At 49.8% G+C, this 16,141-nt stretch carries 15 protein-coding genes; 8 read left to right on the plus strand and 7 right to left on the minus strand.

Annotation, left to right across the window (positions count from 1 at the left end; all coding sequences use genetic code 11):
• Positions 1–323 precede the first annotated feature (323 nt).
• Complete coding sequence (gene blaOXA / locus AC5JLP_RS19135) at positions 324–1,187, minus strand: class D beta-lactamase (RefSeq protein ID WP_496069536.1); 864 nt, start codon at positions 1,185–1,187, stop codon at positions 324–326.
• 347 nt (positions 1,188–1,534) lie between these two features.
• Here blaOXA and AC5JLP_RS19140 point away from each other — a divergent pair, with 347 nt between their 5' ends.
• Positions 1,535–2,200 carry an SGNH/GDSL hydrolase family protein gene (locus tag AC5JLP_RS19140; RefSeq protein ID WP_496069537.1) on the plus strand — a complete coding sequence of 222 codons (666 nt, stop codon included), beginning with the start codon at positions 1,535–1,537 and terminating at the stop codon, positions 2,198–2,200.
• 230 nt (positions 2,201–2,430) lie between these two features.
• Positions 2,431–2,652: a hypothetical protein gene (locus AC5JLP_RS19145; RefSeq protein WP_496069538.1), complete on the plus strand. Its 222-nt coding sequence runs from the start codon at positions 2,431–2,433 to the stop codon at positions 2,650–2,652.
• A gap of 73 nt (positions 2,653–2,725) precedes the next feature.
• Here the strand turns inward: AC5JLP_RS19145 and crtW are convergent, their stop codons facing one another.
• Positions 2,726–3,517, minus strand: coding sequence for a beta-carotene ketolase CrtW (gene crtW / locus AC5JLP_RS19150; RefSeq protein ID WP_496069539.1), 792 nt, complete (start codon positions 3,515–3,517; stop codon positions 2,726–2,728).
• A gap of 556 nt (positions 3,518–4,073) precedes the next feature.
• Here crtW and AC5JLP_RS19155 point away from each other — a divergent pair.
• On the plus strand, positions 4,074–4,829 hold the full coding sequence (locus AC5JLP_RS19155) for a TVP38/TMEM64 family protein (protein WP_496069540.1): 756 nt from the start codon (positions 4,074–4,076) through the stop codon (positions 4,827–4,829).
• 450 nt (positions 4,830–5,279) lie between these two features.
• On the opposite strand, the gene AC5JLP_RS19160 is transcribed toward AC5JLP_RS19155, so the two are convergent.
• Both AC5JLP_RS19160 and AC5JLP_RS19165 read right to left on the minus strand, forming a co-directional pair.
• The gene (locus AC5JLP_RS19160; protein ID WP_496069541.1) at positions 5,280–8,093 is read right to left on the minus strand and encodes a valine--tRNA ligase; all 2,814 of its coding nucleotides are present in this window, start codon (positions 8,091–8,093) and stop codon (positions 5,280–5,282) included.
• An 18-nt stretch (positions 8,094–8,111) separates the two neighbouring features.
• The gene (locus AC5JLP_RS19165) at positions 8,112–8,447 is read right to left on the minus strand and encodes a hypothetical protein (protein WP_496069542.1); all 336 of its coding nucleotides are present in this window, start codon (positions 8,445–8,447) and stop codon (positions 8,112–8,114) included.
• Between the two features lie 143 nt (positions 8,448–8,590).
• Here AC5JLP_RS19165 and AC5JLP_RS19170 point away from each other — a divergent pair, with 143 nt between their 5' ends.
• The 4 genes from AC5JLP_RS19170 to AC5JLP_RS19185 all read left to right on the plus strand — a co-directional run bounded on the left by AC5JLP_RS19170 (position 8,591) and on the right by AC5JLP_RS19185 (position 12,022).
• On the plus strand, positions 8,591–10,510 hold the full coding sequence (locus AC5JLP_RS19170) for a pentapeptide repeat-containing protein (RefSeq protein ID WP_496069543.1): 1,920 nt from the start codon (positions 8,591–8,593) through the stop codon (positions 10,508–10,510).
• A gap of 431 nt (positions 10,511–10,941) precedes the next feature.
• The gene (locus AC5JLP_RS19175) at positions 10,942–11,139 is read left to right on the plus strand and encodes a type II toxin-antitoxin system VapB family antitoxin (RefSeq protein ID WP_496069544.1); all 198 of its coding nucleotides are present in this window, start codon (positions 10,942–10,944) and stop codon (positions 11,137–11,139) included.
• Positions 11,136–11,540 (plus strand): type II toxin-antitoxin system VapC family toxin, encoded by a 405-nt coding sequence (vapC, locus tag AC5JLP_RS19180; RefSeq protein ID WP_496069545.1) that lies wholly within the window; start codon positions 11,136–11,138, stop codon positions 11,538–11,540. The genes AC5JLP_RS19175 and vapC overlap by 4 nt, the downstream gene beginning before the upstream one ends.
• Before the next feature lie 242 nt (positions 11,541–11,782).
• On the plus strand, positions 11,783–12,022 hold the full coding sequence (locus AC5JLP_RS19185; RefSeq protein WP_496069546.1) for a DUF2283 domain-containing protein: 240 nt from the start codon (positions 11,783–11,785) through the stop codon (positions 12,020–12,022).
• Positions 12,023–12,041: 19 nt separating this feature from the next.
• On the opposite strand, the gene sbcD is transcribed toward AC5JLP_RS19185, so the two are convergent.
• The 3 genes from sbcD to cysH form a co-directional block, all read right to left on the minus strand.
• Entirely contained in the window at positions 12,042–13,349 is a 1,308-nt protein-coding gene (gene sbcD, locus AC5JLP_RS19190) for an exonuclease subunit SbcD (protein WP_496069547.1), read from the minus strand.
• Positions 13,350–13,523: 174 nt separating this feature from the next.
• Positions 13,524–14,339, minus strand: coding sequence for an SDR family oxidoreductase (locus AC5JLP_RS19195; protein WP_496069548.1), 816 nt, complete (start codon positions 14,337–14,339; stop codon positions 13,524–13,526).
• A 211-nt stretch (positions 14,340–14,550) separates the two neighbouring features.
• Positions 14,551–15,282 carry a phosphoadenosine phosphosulfate reductase gene (cysH, locus tag AC5JLP_RS19200; RefSeq protein ID WP_496069549.1) on the minus strand — a complete coding sequence of 244 codons (732 nt, stop codon included), beginning with the start codon at positions 15,280–15,282 and terminating at the stop codon, positions 14,551–14,553.
• Between the two features lie 150 nt (positions 15,283–15,432).
• Between cysH and AC5JLP_RS19205 the strand changes: the two genes are divergently transcribed.
• Positions 15,433–15,819 carry a glutaredoxin family protein gene (locus AC5JLP_RS19205; RefSeq protein WP_496069550.1) on the plus strand — a complete coding sequence of 129 codons (387 nt, stop codon included), beginning with the start codon at positions 15,433–15,435 and terminating at the stop codon, positions 15,817–15,819.
• Positions 15,820–16,141: the final 322 nt, after the last annotated feature.

Below are 16,141 nucleotides of genomic sequence, written 5' to 3' on the forward strand. Positions count from 1 at the left end.
TAATTTTATGAAAAGCGCTCAGTTAACGCTGTTAATTTCCATAAACTCTACTGGGATAAAGCACTTGCTGAGAGTGATCGCCCCTTTAACGAAAACGAGGCAAAATACGATCACTCAGCTCAACAACAAACCGCGATCGTGCCTCAGTCGCCAATAGCTGTGAGTGATCGCTGTGCTTTTAGCCCCAGACTGTTTCCATCCTGGCTGAACCGCGAGGCACTTCGTCTCTGGTGATGAGTTTTGCGCTGTCTTGTGTTGCGGTCGCTGCAATGATGCGATCGTGAAGATCCTAATGCGGTGGTCAGGAGGCAAACAACGAACACTTACAGCAGTCCCAAAGCTTTAAAGCAACGGCGTGTAACTTGCATCCGTTTGGGTGCGTCAGCCTCGGTCTGAAGGTCAATATTAGTGGCAAAAAAGTAGACGTTTTTACCTTGCTCTAAGTAGCCAACTAGCCAGCCGATTTGAGGGGTTGTTTGACTACCAAACCCCGCCCAGCCTGTTTTTGCCCTGATGGTATAATCAGGCGTTTTCTCGATGACGAGAATATCTTTGACGATCGCCAGCGATCGCTCAGAGAATGGTAAATCATGCTTATAAAAGCGCTGAAGAAATTGAACTTGCTGTTGGGGTGTAATGCGAAGATCACCTTCTAACCAAAAGCGATCAATTTCGGCTGGATTGCCAATTTTCTGGTTTCCGTATCCCGCTTGCGTCACCCATTTCTGCATCCGCTCGTGCCCCACTCGACGGGCAAGCACCTGATAAAACCAAACGGCTGATAGTTTGATTGCCTCTCTCATATTTAAGTCACGGTTCCATTCAGGAAGCTGTCTTGCAATGCCGTCCCATGTCAAAACAGCGATTTCATCGGCAATCACGCCTGTTTCAAGCGAAATCAAGGAGTTGAGAATCTTAAACGTTGATGCCGGTAAGAACGGTGTTGTATTACGCTTGGAATTATGTTCATATGTGCGATCGCTCGTTGCATCATAAATGAGGATTGAGCCATTCACTCCCAGGGTTTGAAATTCCTGGCTCAAGTTGGTTGTCTGAGTCACTGCAATGGGAGAAGCTTCAGGTGCTGAGCTTGCTATCGACCCCGATCGCACCGCCTGAGAGCGAACAGCCGTGATGCAACTCAACACCATTAAACACGCAATGACCCAGCGCAATACTCGCTTCATAACCATCTTGTAAGCCACTAAAATTTGAGCAGCCTTGAACTACAGCCTACTCGTTGCTCATTCCGCAAATCTAATTTGCTTTATTCACTTCTTCTAACGTAGAAGAGATGCAGATGGCTGAAATCATTAGACCGCCTGACTCAATTTTGCTTTAAACGGTTAGTATGATGGCTACCTTTCAACTAGGGGCTGCCATCAATTACTCGTACACATAACTGGCAGCAAGGGTTCCAGCCCCTAGCCTATCTGTGAGGACGGGCGCGGTAAGACTGAGGCACAAGGCTTTTGAGCTTAATTGATAACGCGCCCTAACACGACGACGATGGATTCAAGCGGTTGGAGGAGCAATGGCTCTAACGCTTTTGGGCTGTAAGCAACGGGCACAATTAATGGTAACTCTCTATACATTTGGTGATTCAATTCTCGATTGCGGTCGCTACAACGAGTTCGGTGTGCATCCAGGACAGCTCCTTGTGCAAAATGACGATCGCCTGTTTCCCGACTTTAAGGGTCAAGACCTCACTTCACGTGGATCGGCCCGCTTAGAACATCGTGCTCGTGATGGGGCGACGGTTGCGGGTTTGCCCGCTCAGGTACAGGGTTTAAGGGTTGAGGAGAAGGCGATCGCTCTGATCACTGTGGGCGGTAATGATCTGCTGCGGGGACTCATGCAGGATACAGGCCCAGGAATCGCCACCTTTGCCAGTGTCCTCGATGCCTTTGTACAGCAATTACCCATTCGTCCCGTCTGCTTGGGTACAGTCTATGACCCTACACTGGGAGACGATCGACGCAACTTTTCAGGGATTGATCCCACGATCGCTCGTACAAACCTCCAACGCATTAATACAGCGATTAAGGACGCTGCAGATCGCTATGGGCAATGTGTTGATCTTCACGCACATTTTCTCAAGGGCGATCCATCCTGGTTTACAGCGACGATCGAGCCTAGCCTGCGGGGTGCATCAGAAATACGGCGTGCGTTTCTCCCCTATGTTATTGGTTCAAGCTAAATCCATCACTGCTTAAGCGAAGCCAGGACTTCGTTGTAGGGCACCACACCTGTAACCGCATGGTCATGTCCGCTGCTTGCCAGGTGATACCCGCTGAGCATCCGGCGAGGCCTGCACGGACGATCGCAATCTTAGATATCCTTCAATCCTGGTGAGAGATCAGTGAGAAAGCAGTAAACGACTCCGAAAGAAAAAGATGGCTGAATGACCAGACCAGTGGATCAACTGCTGTGCCATTTTCTGCACATTCTGTTGGGAACATCCCAGTTATATTCTTCTGTGCATCATCGGCAGCAACAGAGTTTGCCTATCCACTTTTGCTATCAATAACATTAGCTGTTGCGAAGTTCAACAACCAACAAATGAAGGCTATTTCATTGACTATCTGTGTGAAACTGCCAGCAAATAAAACAGGTAAACTTTTTATCTCTGTAAAAATCTGCACACCTTAGAAACTCTGAGTCAGCTAAGCCAATGTTTCAGAAAGCTTTACGAGCCATGCTTTCTGATTCTCCTTCAGTGAGCTTAGCGCTGTGAGTGTCTGGTCTGCTTTAGTTGGTAAATTTTAGGGAGGTGCCACCAGGGAACGTGAGGATATTCATGGTGTTCTTCGTGATAACCAAAGTGATAGCAAGTCAAGAACGACCAAATGAGAGGAAACGTTGTACTCTGAGCACGATGGCAATTGCTATAACCAGTATCTGGTTCACGATGAGGTAAATAAGTACCAAAGTAAAATAGCTGCACTGAGCTTAAAATCGAAGGAATCACCCAAAATAGCGCTAAATTTGCTTCAGAAACATGCAAAAGATAATGGATGATACCCAGTGAGAGCACTAAGACTGCTGTCCTACTCCAGTTCCAATAGCGCTTCATGAACTGGAAATACCAGATAAAAACATTGGGTCTGCTACCATTGTGAAAATCCGGATCACGCTGTGTAGCGGGATATTTATGGTGTAACCAATGCTTTCTAAGCAGTTCTTGATAAGAGAATAATCCGTAGCAGAATACTGACAGAGAGCCAATGGCATTGTTGGCTTTAAGGTTGACAGGAAAAACTGCTCCATGCATGGCATCATGAGCCGTAATGAATAAGCCCGTGTAAAGGAGGCTCTGCCAGATCAACGCTTTTCCAGTTAGCCAAATACTGAAATTAGAAACATTGGCTGAAAGAAGAAAAATTAAACTAACAAGCCACAATATTAAGATCGTGATTGCAATAATAAAACCTTTAATAGATTGAGCCTCTATCTTTTGCGCTGGGTGTTCTATCGCTTCCACAGGCTCTTTCAAAGAAAATAATGTCTGTGTCATTTTTCACATGTAAAGCTGTAGTCCGGTGCATGTTTTTATTGTGTATGCCTTTATTGATTGCGTTATACGCTATCTCTCATCTGATAGCATAATCTCCTTATTTAGTAGCCGACACAGCGATTTGGGTCCAGAATTATCTTGAGAGAAATATCGAGGCCATCTTGTCGCTCGTTTTAATAAATCGTTTGATAGCATGACTTTCCCCTCTTGAACACATATTTCACAAGAGTAGGCATTTACTTCTGATGCGCATTCTATCTTGAGGCTGAATTGATGATGACCCCTTTCCAAAAGAAAGTAGCGATCGTACTTATCGGCTTAAAGTTGAATAGATATAATGCTTATGCTGATCTGAATTACTTACTCAATTCCGGTTTTCCTAAAACATATGGCTAGCAACGCCAGTTTTTACCAAACAAGCAAAGGTGTATAAAGCTATACAACTTTTGAATTGTTTTCTTTTGAGAAAGTATGCATCCCCTTCTCGCTTATAACCAATTGAAAGGCTGAGTTCAGAATTGCTACACCCATACGCAAGCTAACAATTGATATAAACATGAAATTAAATTGGCTTCGCAGCCGAAAATTCTGGTTGCTAATTGGTGGGTGTATACTGCTTGCTCTACTAGCCAGCACGCTTCCTCTTAAAGACTGGTTTACGGTTTTGAAAGACTGGCTGGCTAAGCTGGGGCCAGCAGCGATGCCTGCATTTATTGCCATGTATCTGTTTGCCACCGTGCTGGGATTTCCCAACATTCTTCTGATTTTAGTTGCAGGCACAATTTTTGGGTTAGCTAAAGGCACTCTCACCGTTTCGATCGCCGATACCTTGGGCGCGATCGTCTGCTTCCTCTTGGGTCGTACAATCGCTCGACAACGAATTAAAAAGTGGATTAGTAAACACCCTCGTTTTGCCCAGCTTGATCAAGCTGTTGGTAAGAAGGGGTGGAAGATATTGTTGCTCACTCGCCTCTCGCCGCTAGTTCCTTCTAACATTCTCAATTATGGGTTTAGCTGTACAAGAGTCAATTTCTGGCAGTACTGTTTCTTTTCATGGTTAGGTATGTTGCCTGTCATCACTCTGTACGTTTATTTAGGCTCGTTTGGCATTGCGCTCCTACAAGAAGGGCTAACGCCTAGAAAATTGGCCTTGCAAACAGGGGGGGTAGTTTTGGCGATGGGTGCGGCTGTTTACACTACACGGCTTGCCCAAAAAGCGTTGAAACCAACTTGTGCTTCAGAGGAAGCTACACAACAAGCAGAGTTGGTTTCCGAAGACTCATCAAATGCCTCATCAAATTCTGAACCCTAGTAGCCATCCTACAGCTGCTTCCACGTCAGTAAGGCAATGCCTTGCCCCTACAAAATGTGTCGCATTTTCAATCTAATCTGGTACGACATGAGTTAGAGGGTGCCGTATAGCCTTCGGCATTCAAGAAAAGCGACAGCGTCACGCACCGAAACCAGGCTTAAGGGTGCGTAACGACGAGGCCCAACATATCCTACTACCGTAGCGTGAAGTTGCCAGAGATCTAAACAATCGTTGCCGGGGTAATGCGATCGCAAGACACAGACTCCACCTGTTGCTGCTAGCCCCAAAAAATGTAGGGTTGGATTAAACCTACATGCTGAGACAGTTGGGCTTTGTCGGTAGGAGGAGAAGCGCATTGCCCCTTGTGGTGTTCTGAGTCTTCCGTCCTAAAGTTGAGGAAGAAACACATGTTGGTAGACTGGAGCTGGTGTTTGGGTGCCTGTAGAAGCACTAAAGTTTGCTGAGCCGATCGCCCAAAAGCTCTGCTTGTTTCTCAGCTTCTGCCAGGGTTGCCCGTGCGTTCTCAACGACATCCGCAGGCGCTTTGTTGACAAACCCCGGATTGCTGAGACGACCAGAGAGAGATTGAATTTCCGCCTCCACCCGTTTTAGATCGCGTTCAATCTTAATGCGTTGTGCTCCCAAGTCAACGACACCTGCCAGTGGAATCACCACCTGCACCGTGCCGACTACACCCGCGATCGCCTGAGACGCATCGGTAGCTACCTGCGCGGCATCATTGATGGTCGTGATGGTCAGCGTTTCTACTTTCCCCAAGTCTTTGATGTAAGCCTGACCTGCATTAAGGATTTGCTGTTCGCGATCGCTCTCAGTCTGCAAAATCGCCGTCACTTTCACCGCTGGCTTGATCTCCGCTTCGGCACGCAAGTTACGAATGGTGCGAATGGTGCCGATGAGCAAATCAAACTGTTGCTCTAGTTCAGGATCGATCAGGCTAGTATCCGACTCAGGATAGGGTTGCAGCGCCAGATAGCGATCGTCGCCTGCTTGCGTCAGCGTATGCCAGATCTCTTCTGTAATATGCGGTGTGAACGGATGCAGCAGCTTGAGAATGCCTTCCAGAACGAAGACTAGCACCTGTTGAACCGTCTGTTTGGACTCAGCATCATCGCCCTGTAAGCGCGGCTTCACTAGCTCGATATACCAGTCGCAGAAATCACCCCAGATAAATTCATACAGCCCTTTGGCGGCTTCTCCTAAACCGAAATGGTCGATCGCGTCACGGGTTTGCTGCGTCACCTGGTGGAAGCGAGAGAGAATCCAGCGATCGGCGAGTTCGAGGGTGTGGGGTGTGGGGGTGAAGGATGAAGGATGAAGGATAAAGGATAAAGGATGAAAAGGTTCTTGATTATTGCCCCCTGCCTCCCCTGCCTCCCTGCCTCCCAAACTCCCACTCCCCACATTCATCAACACAAACCGGGATGCATTCCACAGCTTGTTCGTAAAGTTACGGGAGGCTTCGACGGTGGCGGATTCGTCGGTTTTGCGGTTGTATTCCAGGCGAATGTCCTGCCCTGCCCCTGCGACTTCGCGGATGAGGGTATAGCGTACCGCATCGGTGCCGTATTTGTTGATCAGCAACAGTGGATCGATACCGTTGTTGGAGGATTTGGACATCTTTTTGTTGTTTTCGTCCCGCACCAAGCCGTGAATGTAGACGGTTTGAAAGGGCATTTTTCCGGTGAAGTGCCCTGCCATCATGGTCATACGGGCGACCCAGAAGAAGATAATGTCGAACCCTGTGACGAGCGTGGTGGTGGGATAGTAGCGCGCGAGATCGGCGGTTTGTTCGGGCCAGCCGAGCGTGGAGAAGGGCCACAGTCCCGATGAGAACCAGGTGTCGAGCACATCGGGATCTTGGACGAGTTTAACGTCTGCACCGAATTGGGCGATCGCCTTTTCCCTTGCCTCTGCCTCATTCCGTGCCACCACAAACGGCGTGTTGTCTTGAATCTCGCCGCCTGTTTCATTCACGGCATACCAGGCCGGAATTTGATGCCCCCACCAGAGTTGGCGCGAGATGCACCAGTCGCGCAGGCTCACCAGCCAATCGCGGTACACTTTCGTCCAGCGATCGGGCACAAAGGCGGGTGACTGCTGACCATCCAGAAACTCCAGCGTCTGGTCTGCCATCGGGCGAATTTTGACGAACCACTGGGTTGAAAGCAACGGCTCAACGGGCACCTTACCGCGATCGCTATAGGGCACCGTATGCTTGTAGTCCTCAGTTTTGACCAGGAAGCCTTCTGACTCCAACTGCGCAACGACGTTCTTCCGCGCCACAAAGCGATCTTGTCCCTGAAACGCGCCTGCATTCTCGTTCAGGCTCCCGTCTTTGTTCATGATGTTGATGAACGGCAGGTTGTGGCGCTTGCCCATTTCAAAGTCGTTGGGGTCGTGGGCAGGGGTGACTTTCACGCAACCCGTCCCAAAGGTGGCATCGACGTACTCATCCGCAATGATGGGAATCTGCCGACCCACGAGAGGTAAGGTCAGCGTTTTGCCGATTAGAGATTTGTAGCGATCGTCGTTGGGATTCACCACCACAGCCGTATCGCCCAGCATCGTTTCGGGGCGTGTGGTTGCCACTTCCACAAAGCCAGACCCATCCGTAAGGGGATAGCGGAAATGCCACAGATGCCCGTTGACTTCCTGGTTCTCCACTTCGGTATCCGACACGGCGGATTGCGTGGCAGGGCACCAGTTGACGAGGTACTCGCCGCGATAAATCAGCTTTTCGTCATAGAGTTGCACAAACGCTTCTACCACCGCTTCAGACAAGCCTTCGTCCATCGTGAAACGTTCCCGCGACCAGTCTACCGACAGCCCCAAACGGCGCAATTGACCGACGATCGTGCCGCCCGATTCTTCTTTCCACTCCCAGGCGCGTTTCAGGTATGCCTCTCGCCCCACATCCTGCCGCTTTTTCTTCTGCGCCTTCAGTTCCTTGTCCAGAATGGTGCTGACGGCAATACTGGCGTGGTCGGTGCCCGGTAGCCAGAGGGTGTTGCGCCCCAGCATCCGGTGATAGCGAATCAGCACATCAATTAAGGAATGCTCGAAGGCATGACCCATGTGCAAGCTGCCCGTGACGTTGGGCGGCGGAATCACGATGCAGTACGGTTCGCCGGGATGATTGGGGTCAGCTTTGAAGACCGCGTTTGCCTCCCATAAATGCTGCCATTTGGCTTCGGCGGTTGCAGGGTCGTATTGGCTGGGCAGATTTGGGGTTGCGGCGGTCATGGGAGCAGCTACGTGTGTTTAACTTTGATACATTCTGCCACGACGCGCGGTTGGGATGCGAACGGGATGGCGCGTCGAGCTAACAAAAGCAATGTCAGTCCATGCAGAAGCAATGTCAGTCCATGCAGAAGCATTGTGATGCCATACAAAAGCAACGTGACCCAACACAATGCGATTGCGAGGCGATACATTGCCAATGTGACCCATTACAACAGCATTGTGGGGCAATACACAAGGATTGTGACCCGACACAATGCCAATGCGACGCAATGCAGAAGGATTGTGACCCGATCGATTGGTAATGTGACCCGATCCATTTGTAATGAATCGTGATCCGATCGCAATGTATGGCAATGCATCAGGATTGTCCCGGACTAAACCTCGGAGGTTTTATAAATCTCCGAGGTTTGCGTCAGCCCTGACCACTATGATGACGAAATCTTTTGGCAAGGCAATAATGAACGAGAAGCCTGCTGCACCCACTGCTCTGCGCCCCCATGCCCCAACTGCACTACCATAAGCAAGATTTGCAAAACCGATCGTTCAAGCAGCAAAACCTTGCAGACGTAAACTTCAGCAAATCTGACATCCGAGGCTGCAATTTCAGCGATGCTATGTTAGCAGGCGCAGACTTTCAGCAAGTTAAAACTGGGCAAAGCCGTAAGCAACTTATACTCCAGTTTGTTGAAATTTTCGTTCTCGTTGTCGGTTTCGCTGTCTTTTTAGCTACCAATGGCATCGCTGCCTTTGCCGTTGCCCTTTTCGCTGTCGCTGCCGTTGTCCTTTTCGCCGTCGCTGGCGTTTTCGCTGTCGTTGTCGCTGGCACTGGCACTGGCGTTGTCCTTTTCGCTATTGCTGTCGTCGTCGCTGGCGCTCTCGCTATCGCTGCAATCTCTGCCTTTTGCAGAGGCGCAATAGCGGAAGGCATTGCTGGGGGTAGTGTTGCAATTCTCTTTGCTGGATTCGCCATCTACTGGTTTAGAGAGCAAATCAAAACGATTCGCTATCGACGTGGCACTATCTTCGAGGCTGCTGATCTGACCAATGCAAGGTTTTCTGATGCCACTATTCATAATGCTGATTTTTCAAATGCAACCCTTGACTTTGTGGACTGGACTCACGTCTCGTTTGCTCGATGCAAATTCCCCAACGACTTTAATGACACCATCCGGGCACTCTGCACAAGCCGCAACGGTTGCAGTCAAGATTACAGCCAAGTCAACTTACAGCGCCTTCACCTGGCAGGGGTTGAGCTAGAGGGCGCTAATTTACTGAGGGCAAACTTGAATGATGCGAATTTGCAGAACGCTAACTTAAAACACGCCCACTTAGAAAGCACACAGGCATTAGGCACCGATTTTTCTCATGCTGTCTTAACCGGAGCCTGCATTCAACATTGGGGAATCAATGCCGCGACTCGCTTCAATGATGTGCGTTGTGACTACATTTATTTAGAACCAAACCAGCAAGAACGTAGACCTGCCAGCGGTATCTTCCAGCCAGGAGATTTTGCGAAGCTGGTGCGCCAGTTCTCAGATACATTGGTTTCAAATACGCTCGATTTTCTTTTTCACAATGGCATTGAACCGCAGGCGTTTGATGTAGCACTGCGAAATTTGCTCACGGAGTACGAGGATGCAGGCTTGTCGCTGCATTCGCTGGTGGATGTAGGCGATGGCAATCGGTTCGTCAAACTAGCCGTTGCCAATCCTGAAGCGGACAAAGCGCCAATGCACGCGCAGTTTACGCACGACTACGAGTTGCATAAACAACTGGCGGCATCACGAGAAGCAGAGCAGGCAGCGCAGCAAAAGTTAGCCCATGCTGAAGGGCAACTCACCGTCTATCGAGAGCAATCCGTGTTCTTGCAAGGCTTCGTTTATCATCAAACCGACCAATTCAGCAGACCAATCCTCAACGCTCCCAACGCTCAATTCACAGGAGATCCTATGTCAGACAAACGCAGCAACATCGAACTAAACAACGTGACAGGCGGCATTAATAGTTTGGTAGGCGGCGACAATAGCGGCGTGGCAGGCAAAGAAATCACGGGTGCAGCAGGCGGCGACATCAGCGGCACGCTCACCCTCACCCTCGGTCAATTGGAAGCCACCAAAGACCCTGACGCACTGAAGCTGGCAGACCTGCTGAAGCAATTGAAAACGGCGATCGAAACACCCGACGCTGGCTTGGACGCAAAAGACAAAGAGAAAGCGCTGAAGCATGTCGATGCGATCGCAAAGTTGGGGGGCGATCGTAAAAATCCTGATCTGCTGGAACGCGCAGGTGATGCGTTGGATGCGTTGCCGACGATCGTCAAGCGTGGCAATGGGCTGCTGGAGTTCTCTGAGAAATACTTGCCCACCATTACGGCAGGCATTAAAACCGTTTTGGCAGCCTGGGGGATTGCGCTGTAGCTGATATCAAGCAGGACGGTTGACGCGAATCAACTGACCGCTCAAAGCTGCTTCTGGTCTTATTAAGTAGGTGGTGAAATTAAATATAAGATGGGCGTAGGTTGGGTTGAAGCATAAAACCCAACCTACGCATGGGTTAGCGGTAGCGTAACCCATCCTACAAATAATTGTGCTTTCCTACTTACCTCATGAAGCAGAAGGCGATTGATGATCTGAAAGCCGCGCTCAAGGGATTGGGTGATCCGACGCTCAAGCAACGGGCGGAGGCGGAGTTGAAGCAGTTGAGAGCGGAGTGAAGAGGGCGTATGGCATGGGATGCAAAAGGGCAAAAGTAGGCGATCGCAGCAATTCTGCTCAATCAGTCAGCACTTTTGGGTGAACGGAGAAAGCACATTACTATTGAACTAAGCAAGCGCTCTTTAGAATCAGTTATGGTGACTCAGCTCAATATCAACGAATCTTTGCTACAAGAAGCACTAGCACTCGATGACCAGGCAACCGTCGATACTTTAGTTGAGACGGCTTTGCGCGAGTACGTTCAACGCCGTAAGCGGCTCAAACTGCTAGACCTTTTTGGTACTGTTGATTACGAAGACTACGATTACAAGCAGCAACGACAGCAGGCATGAGCGTCATTGTTGATACATCCGTTTGGTCACTCGCGTTGCGTCGGCAAACACCGCCTGCATCCTCTCCGATCGTCACGACCTTGCGAGATCTGATCGTGAATGACCAAGTTGCGTTGTTAGGCGCGATTCGCCAAGAGATTCTCTCAGGCATTCGTAGTTCTGAACAGTTCACTCGCTTGCGAAGCTACTTGAGATCCTTTCCAGATTTAACGCTATCTAGCGATGATTATGAACTTGCCGCAGATTTTTTTAATACCTGTCGAAGCAGAGGTATTCAAGGCTCAAATACTGATTTTCTGATTTGTGCAGTTGCTCATCGTCGCAGTTTCAGTATTCTTACCACCGACCACGATTTGCAAAATTTCCAGACCTGCATTCCAATTGTTTTATTGTCAATTTAAAGCTAGAAAAATCTTCGATCGCCTTAAAGCCGTTGCAAGCACAATGACAGTTTAGTTGTTATCCCTTACGAAGCATCTGAAGACAGCATTATTCATGTCACAACCCGTCAGCAAATTCGCTTTCGCCTGAAAAGTGGGAGATATAGCAGTCCTAAATCATTTGTGAGATTGAGAGGCTTTGTGAGAAAGGATTCCACTGGAATCCTTTCTCACAATCCAAATAGGATCGCTATATACACTCAATGACTAATGCCAAAATGAATTACTTTGAGGCGGAAGATGTGCTGTACGTCACGCTTTTGGATGAACCGGAAGCAAACAGCGTCGAGATTAGCCCAACTATTACGGCTGAACTTAATGATGCAGGGGAACTGATTGGTATTGAAATTCTCCACGCCAGCGCCTTTATCCACGACGTAATTTTAGAATCAACGCAGGGAAAATTGTTGAATCTCGCCACTCCTGGAGCAATTCCGACATAGTGGAATCGTTTTTTTAATGTTAGAGCAACCGTAATTGGGTCTCTTGGGGTTCCGCTTGAGCGTTGAGTGCAGTTTCTTCTTCAGCCGCGATCGCGGCTTGAAACCAGGCATGTTCTTCTTCTGCCAGTAGGCTCTCAGCGACAGCAAGCATATCGTCTTCAAGCTCCTGCAAGTCTTCCCGGTTAGCGAGATAGGCTTTGAGGGCATCAAGAGGTGCAATGGTGGTGCCGCTACCCAGTTCGGGCAGACGTGCGCGAGAAAACTGGCTAACGATTTCAGGATGAATGGTGTAGGTGTGGGCGTTGTTCAGTGCCTGATGGATGGCATTGGTATCAATCTGTTCAAGCTGCTCCGATCGCAGGTGATATACCAGACGCACTACCGCATCCTGAATCACCTCTGGTTTGAGCGCTTGGAGTAGCTTGCTCTGAGGATCGTCCGCTTCAGAGAGGTTTATTTCGATCGTGCGAAAGGCTCGGACGGGCAACGGGCAAAACTCAAAGGTGGTCTGTCCTTTTGCCAGCGTGACCAGTACAAAGCCTTTGTCTTCCTTTTCTTCGCTGAAATCGACGCGCTCAATGCTGCCAGGGTAGACGATCGGCGGGCTTTCGCAGAGTACCTGATGGCGGTGGACGTGCCCCAATGCCACGTAATCGAAACAGTCTCGCGAGAGCAATCCTAATGGGACGGTAAAACCTTTGCCCACTGCCAGAAAGCGCTCGGCTCCAAAGCGGGCATTGTCTGCCATGAGGTGTGCCAGTAGCACGGTGGGAATGTCTGGATCGAGGCGACGAATCTCGCCTTCCAGGGCAACGCGGAGGCGATCAATCAATAATTGACCGACTTCACCCAGCGACAGCCCTTCCGCATCGGGACGCGTGAGTAGGGTTGATCGTGTTAGCCAGGGCAGCGTAATTACCTGCACCAGACCATTCTGTATTTGAATACGGTGGGTTTCCAACCGATCGCCCACCACAAAGCCAGGTACATCCAGCGTCCGGTAAATAGACAGACTTGCGCCACCTTGCCCCTGGGCGTGCTGGTCATGGTTTCCCACCAACAGCACTGCCGGAATTTGCGCGGCGACCAATCGGTGAAACTGGCTGGCAAAGGCTTGTTGCACAAAGGGTGGTGGAGTCGCGTCAGGGAAGGCATCGCCACCAAACAAAACGAGATCGACGGGTTCGGCAAGGGCGCGATCGATGCAGCGTCCCAACGTGCCAACAAAATCCTCTAAACGGGAATTGAGTCCGGTTTCAGGGTTGACTCGCCCGTGCGAAAACCCGCTGCCCATGTGGATATCTGACAGATGGAGAAGTTTGATCACACGCTTGGCTCGAAATAGCTGACAGTTGTTGCTATCCAGTGTAGAGCCACTGTTCTAGATAGTACAAAATTATCAAGAGCCAGAACTTACAACTTTTGACCAAAACCTCGGAGGTTTAAGCGATCAGCTTCTTACGATGCTTGATTCTTGGCAAAACCTCTGAGGTTTGCGTAATTAGCGCATCATTGCCCCTCGGATGATGCCACTGAACAGGCGATCGGGTAACAGCTTGCGCAGGAAAATCAAGGCTCCCGCGTTTCCCCCTGCTGGGTAACGGAGCCGCCGTGAACCATCTGTCGCCGCTCGATAAATTACCTGTGCCGTAACCGCTGGTGGCGATCCGGTAGCGTCTGCCTTTCTCGTGGCTGTCATCACTTTTGCAACGAACGCATCATAGGCAGTCAGCCCTGGTTTACTGGCAAGCTCTGCTGATCGCTCGTAAAAATCGGTCTTAATGGGTCCCGGCTCAATGATTTTGACGCGGATATTGAATGCTTCCAGTTCGTATTGCAGCGATTCGGAAAAGCCTTCCACTGCCCATTTGGTAGCATGATAAAGGCTGTAAAGCGGGAACCCCATCTGTCCACCAATGGATGACACATTCATAATGATGCCCGATCGCTGTTCGCGAAAGTGCGGCAAGAGTGCTCGTGTCATCGCCATCAAGCCAAACACATTCGTCGCAAACTGACGTTCAATTTGCTCCAGGCTACACGCTTCAAACGCACCGACCAAACCATAACCTGCATTGTTGAGCAAAATATCGATCGACTGAAAGCGTTCTAAGGTCTGCCTGATCGCCTGCGAAATCGATTCTGGATCAGTCACATCCACTCGTAAACAGCAGACGTTTTCCAGTGCTGCCAAGGCTTCAGCCTTCTCCGGTGAACGCATGGTTGCCACCACATTCCAGCCTCGTTGCTGAAACAAGCGTGCGGTTTCATACCCAATGCCTGTGGAAGCACCTGTGATCAGAATGGTTTTGGTCATAAATAGGGTGAGGAGTAAGGAGGAAGTGGAACCAATGACAGCAAGGAAAGTTTCGAGTTTTGAGTTTCAAGAGAGGAGTGAGGTGTTTTAGCGTTTAGCTTCAAGTTCTAAGGTTTGAGTCTGACCCCTCTCCCCTCTACTCTCTCTCGTCTCTTTTAGCCTTCAGCCTTCAGCCTTTCTACCCTACTCCCCACTCCCCACTCCCGATTCCCTAAATATGGATGCCGCACTCTGTCTTGCCCATCCCCCGCCAGCGTCCAGCGCGTTCGTCTTCACCTTCAGCAATAGCTGTGGTGATGGGTTCGTCGCCGATGCTGGGGTAGCCTTGGTCGTGGAGTGGATTGTAAATGACATCGTGTTCAAACACGTAGGCCCAGGTTTCTTTGCGCGTCCAGTTGGCGATCGGGTTAATCTTCAGCCGCTCTTGCGTATCGATTTCAAAGATCGGCATATCGGCACGAGTATTTGCCTGATCGCGGCGACGTCCGGTAATCCAGGCGATCGCACCTAGCTCTGCCAACCCTCGCTGAAGTGGCTCAATTTTGGTGACTTGATGAAACTTGGCGATATCAGCATCCCACAAGGCTTCGCCGTATTTGGCAGCAAAGGCTTCGCGGCTATTCGCTTCGTTCGTTTTGTAGATCTTTAAGTCAAGGTTGTATAAGGCTTTGGCTTTGGCAACTAGCTCTAGTGTCTGGGGGAAGTGAAAGAGCGTGTCTAAAAACAGCACGGGTACGGGTGTAGCTGGCTTGAGTTCTCGGTAAAACAGATCGGTAATCAGGATGTCATCGACGTTAAACGCGCTGGTTTGCACCAACCCTGTAGGGATGTTCTCGACACTCCAGGCAAGGATATCTCTAGGATGAGCGTTCTCAAAACGCTGGTTGAGTTTTTTCAGGTCGAGGCTGGTAGGTTGAATAAGCGGCTTCGTAGATTGGGTCATCGCGACGAGTTACCTCAAGTCTTCTGCATTCTCTACGATAGCGAACTAGGGTAACGTTGTGTCAGCACGATCGCTAGGAATCGATCTCTTTTGGCATCGTCGCTGTGTCAAAACGGTATCGATCGAGCGTTAAGCAGCAAGGAGTAAAGCTTGAGCCTTCATCTAATTCTTTACAGCAAGCCGGGCTGTCATTTGTGTGAAGGACTGCAAGAAAAGCTCACGCAGATCAAGAGCTTCGATTTAGTTCTGGACGTGCGGGACATTACCACTCGTGATGATTGGTTCCAGGTGTATCAGTATGAGGTTCCGGTGCTGGTATTGGTGAAGGAGAAGAGGAGTCAGGAGTCAGGAGTCAGGAGTCAAGAAGCGGGGAAGGCAGCAGAGAGAGCAGAGGAAGCAGGGGAAGCAGGGGAAGCAGAGGCAGGGGGAGCATTTCAAAGCTTAGAACTCAAAACTTCATCCCTCATCCCTCTTCCTCGTCCATCACCGCGTGCAACGGTGCAGCAGTTGGAGCAGATGTTGCGGCGGTATTTGTAGGGAGAAGGGAGAGAAGAAGGCGGGAAAAGAGAGCAGAAGGCAGAAGGCAGAGGGCAGAGGGCAGAAGGTAGAGGGTAGGAGAAGGAAAAGGATAAAGTTGGAGGCACGTTGAAGGCGTTCTGAACTGTCTCAAAACGTTTTTGAGGGTGGCTGGAGAGTCTTTGGGATAGTCTGGAGAGTTTTTACTACTCGTTGTTGAGTGTTTGATACTTACTCACAAGTCTTCGATACTCACGCGAGAGGCTTTGGGAGTGTCCGAAGAGTCTTTACTACTCGTGCAAGAGTCTCTGGGATAGCTGAGGAGTCTTTCAATGAGGCTGAC

Source organism: Stenomitos rutilans (assembly GCF_059505485.1).

Excerpts from the sequence above, each read along its gene's own strand:
- AC5JLP_RS19155 (WP_496069540.1), top strand. The coding sequence starts at position 4,074 with ATGAAATTAAATTGGCTTCGCAGCCGAAAATTCTGGTTGCTAATTGGT.
- AC5JLP_RS19175 (WP_496069544.1), top strand. The coding sequence starts at position 10,942 with ATGGTGACTCAGCTCAATATCAACGAATCTTTGCTACAAGAAGCACTA.
- AC5JLP_RS19160 (WP_496069541.1), bottom strand. The coding sequence starts at position 8,093 with ATGACCGCCGCAACCCCAAATCTGCCCAGCCAATACGACCCTGCAACC.
- AC5JLP_RS19185 (WP_496069546.1), top strand. The coding sequence starts at position 11,783 with ATGACTAATGCCAAAATGAATTACTTTGAGGCGGAAGATGTGCTGTAC.
- AC5JLP_RS19195 (WP_496069548.1), bottom strand. The coding sequence starts at position 14,339 with ATGACCAAAACCATTCTGATCACAGGTGCTTCCACAGGCATTGGGTAT.
- cysH (WP_496069549.1), bottom strand. The coding sequence starts at position 15,282 with ATGACCCAATCTACGAAGCCGCTTATTCAACCTACCAGCCTCGACCTG.
- AC5JLP_RS19140 (WP_496069537.1), top strand. The coding sequence starts at position 1,535 with ATGGCTCTAACGCTTTTGGGCTGTAAGCAACGGGCACAATTAATGGTA.
- vapC (WP_496069545.1), top strand. The coding sequence starts at position 11,136 with ATGAGCGTCATTGTTGATACATCCGTTTGGTCACTCGCGTTGCGTCGG.
- crtW (WP_496069539.1), bottom strand. The coding sequence starts at position 3,517 with ATGACACAGACATTATTTTCTTTGAAAGAGCCTGTGGAAGCGATAGAA.
- AC5JLP_RS19170 (WP_496069543.1), top strand. The coding sequence starts at position 8,591 with ATGCCCCAACTGCACTACCATAAGCAAGATTTGCAAAACCGATCGTTC.
- blaOXA (WP_496069536.1), bottom strand. The coding sequence starts at position 1,187 with ATGAAGCGAGTATTGCGCTGGGTCATTGCGTGTTTAATGGTGTTGAGT.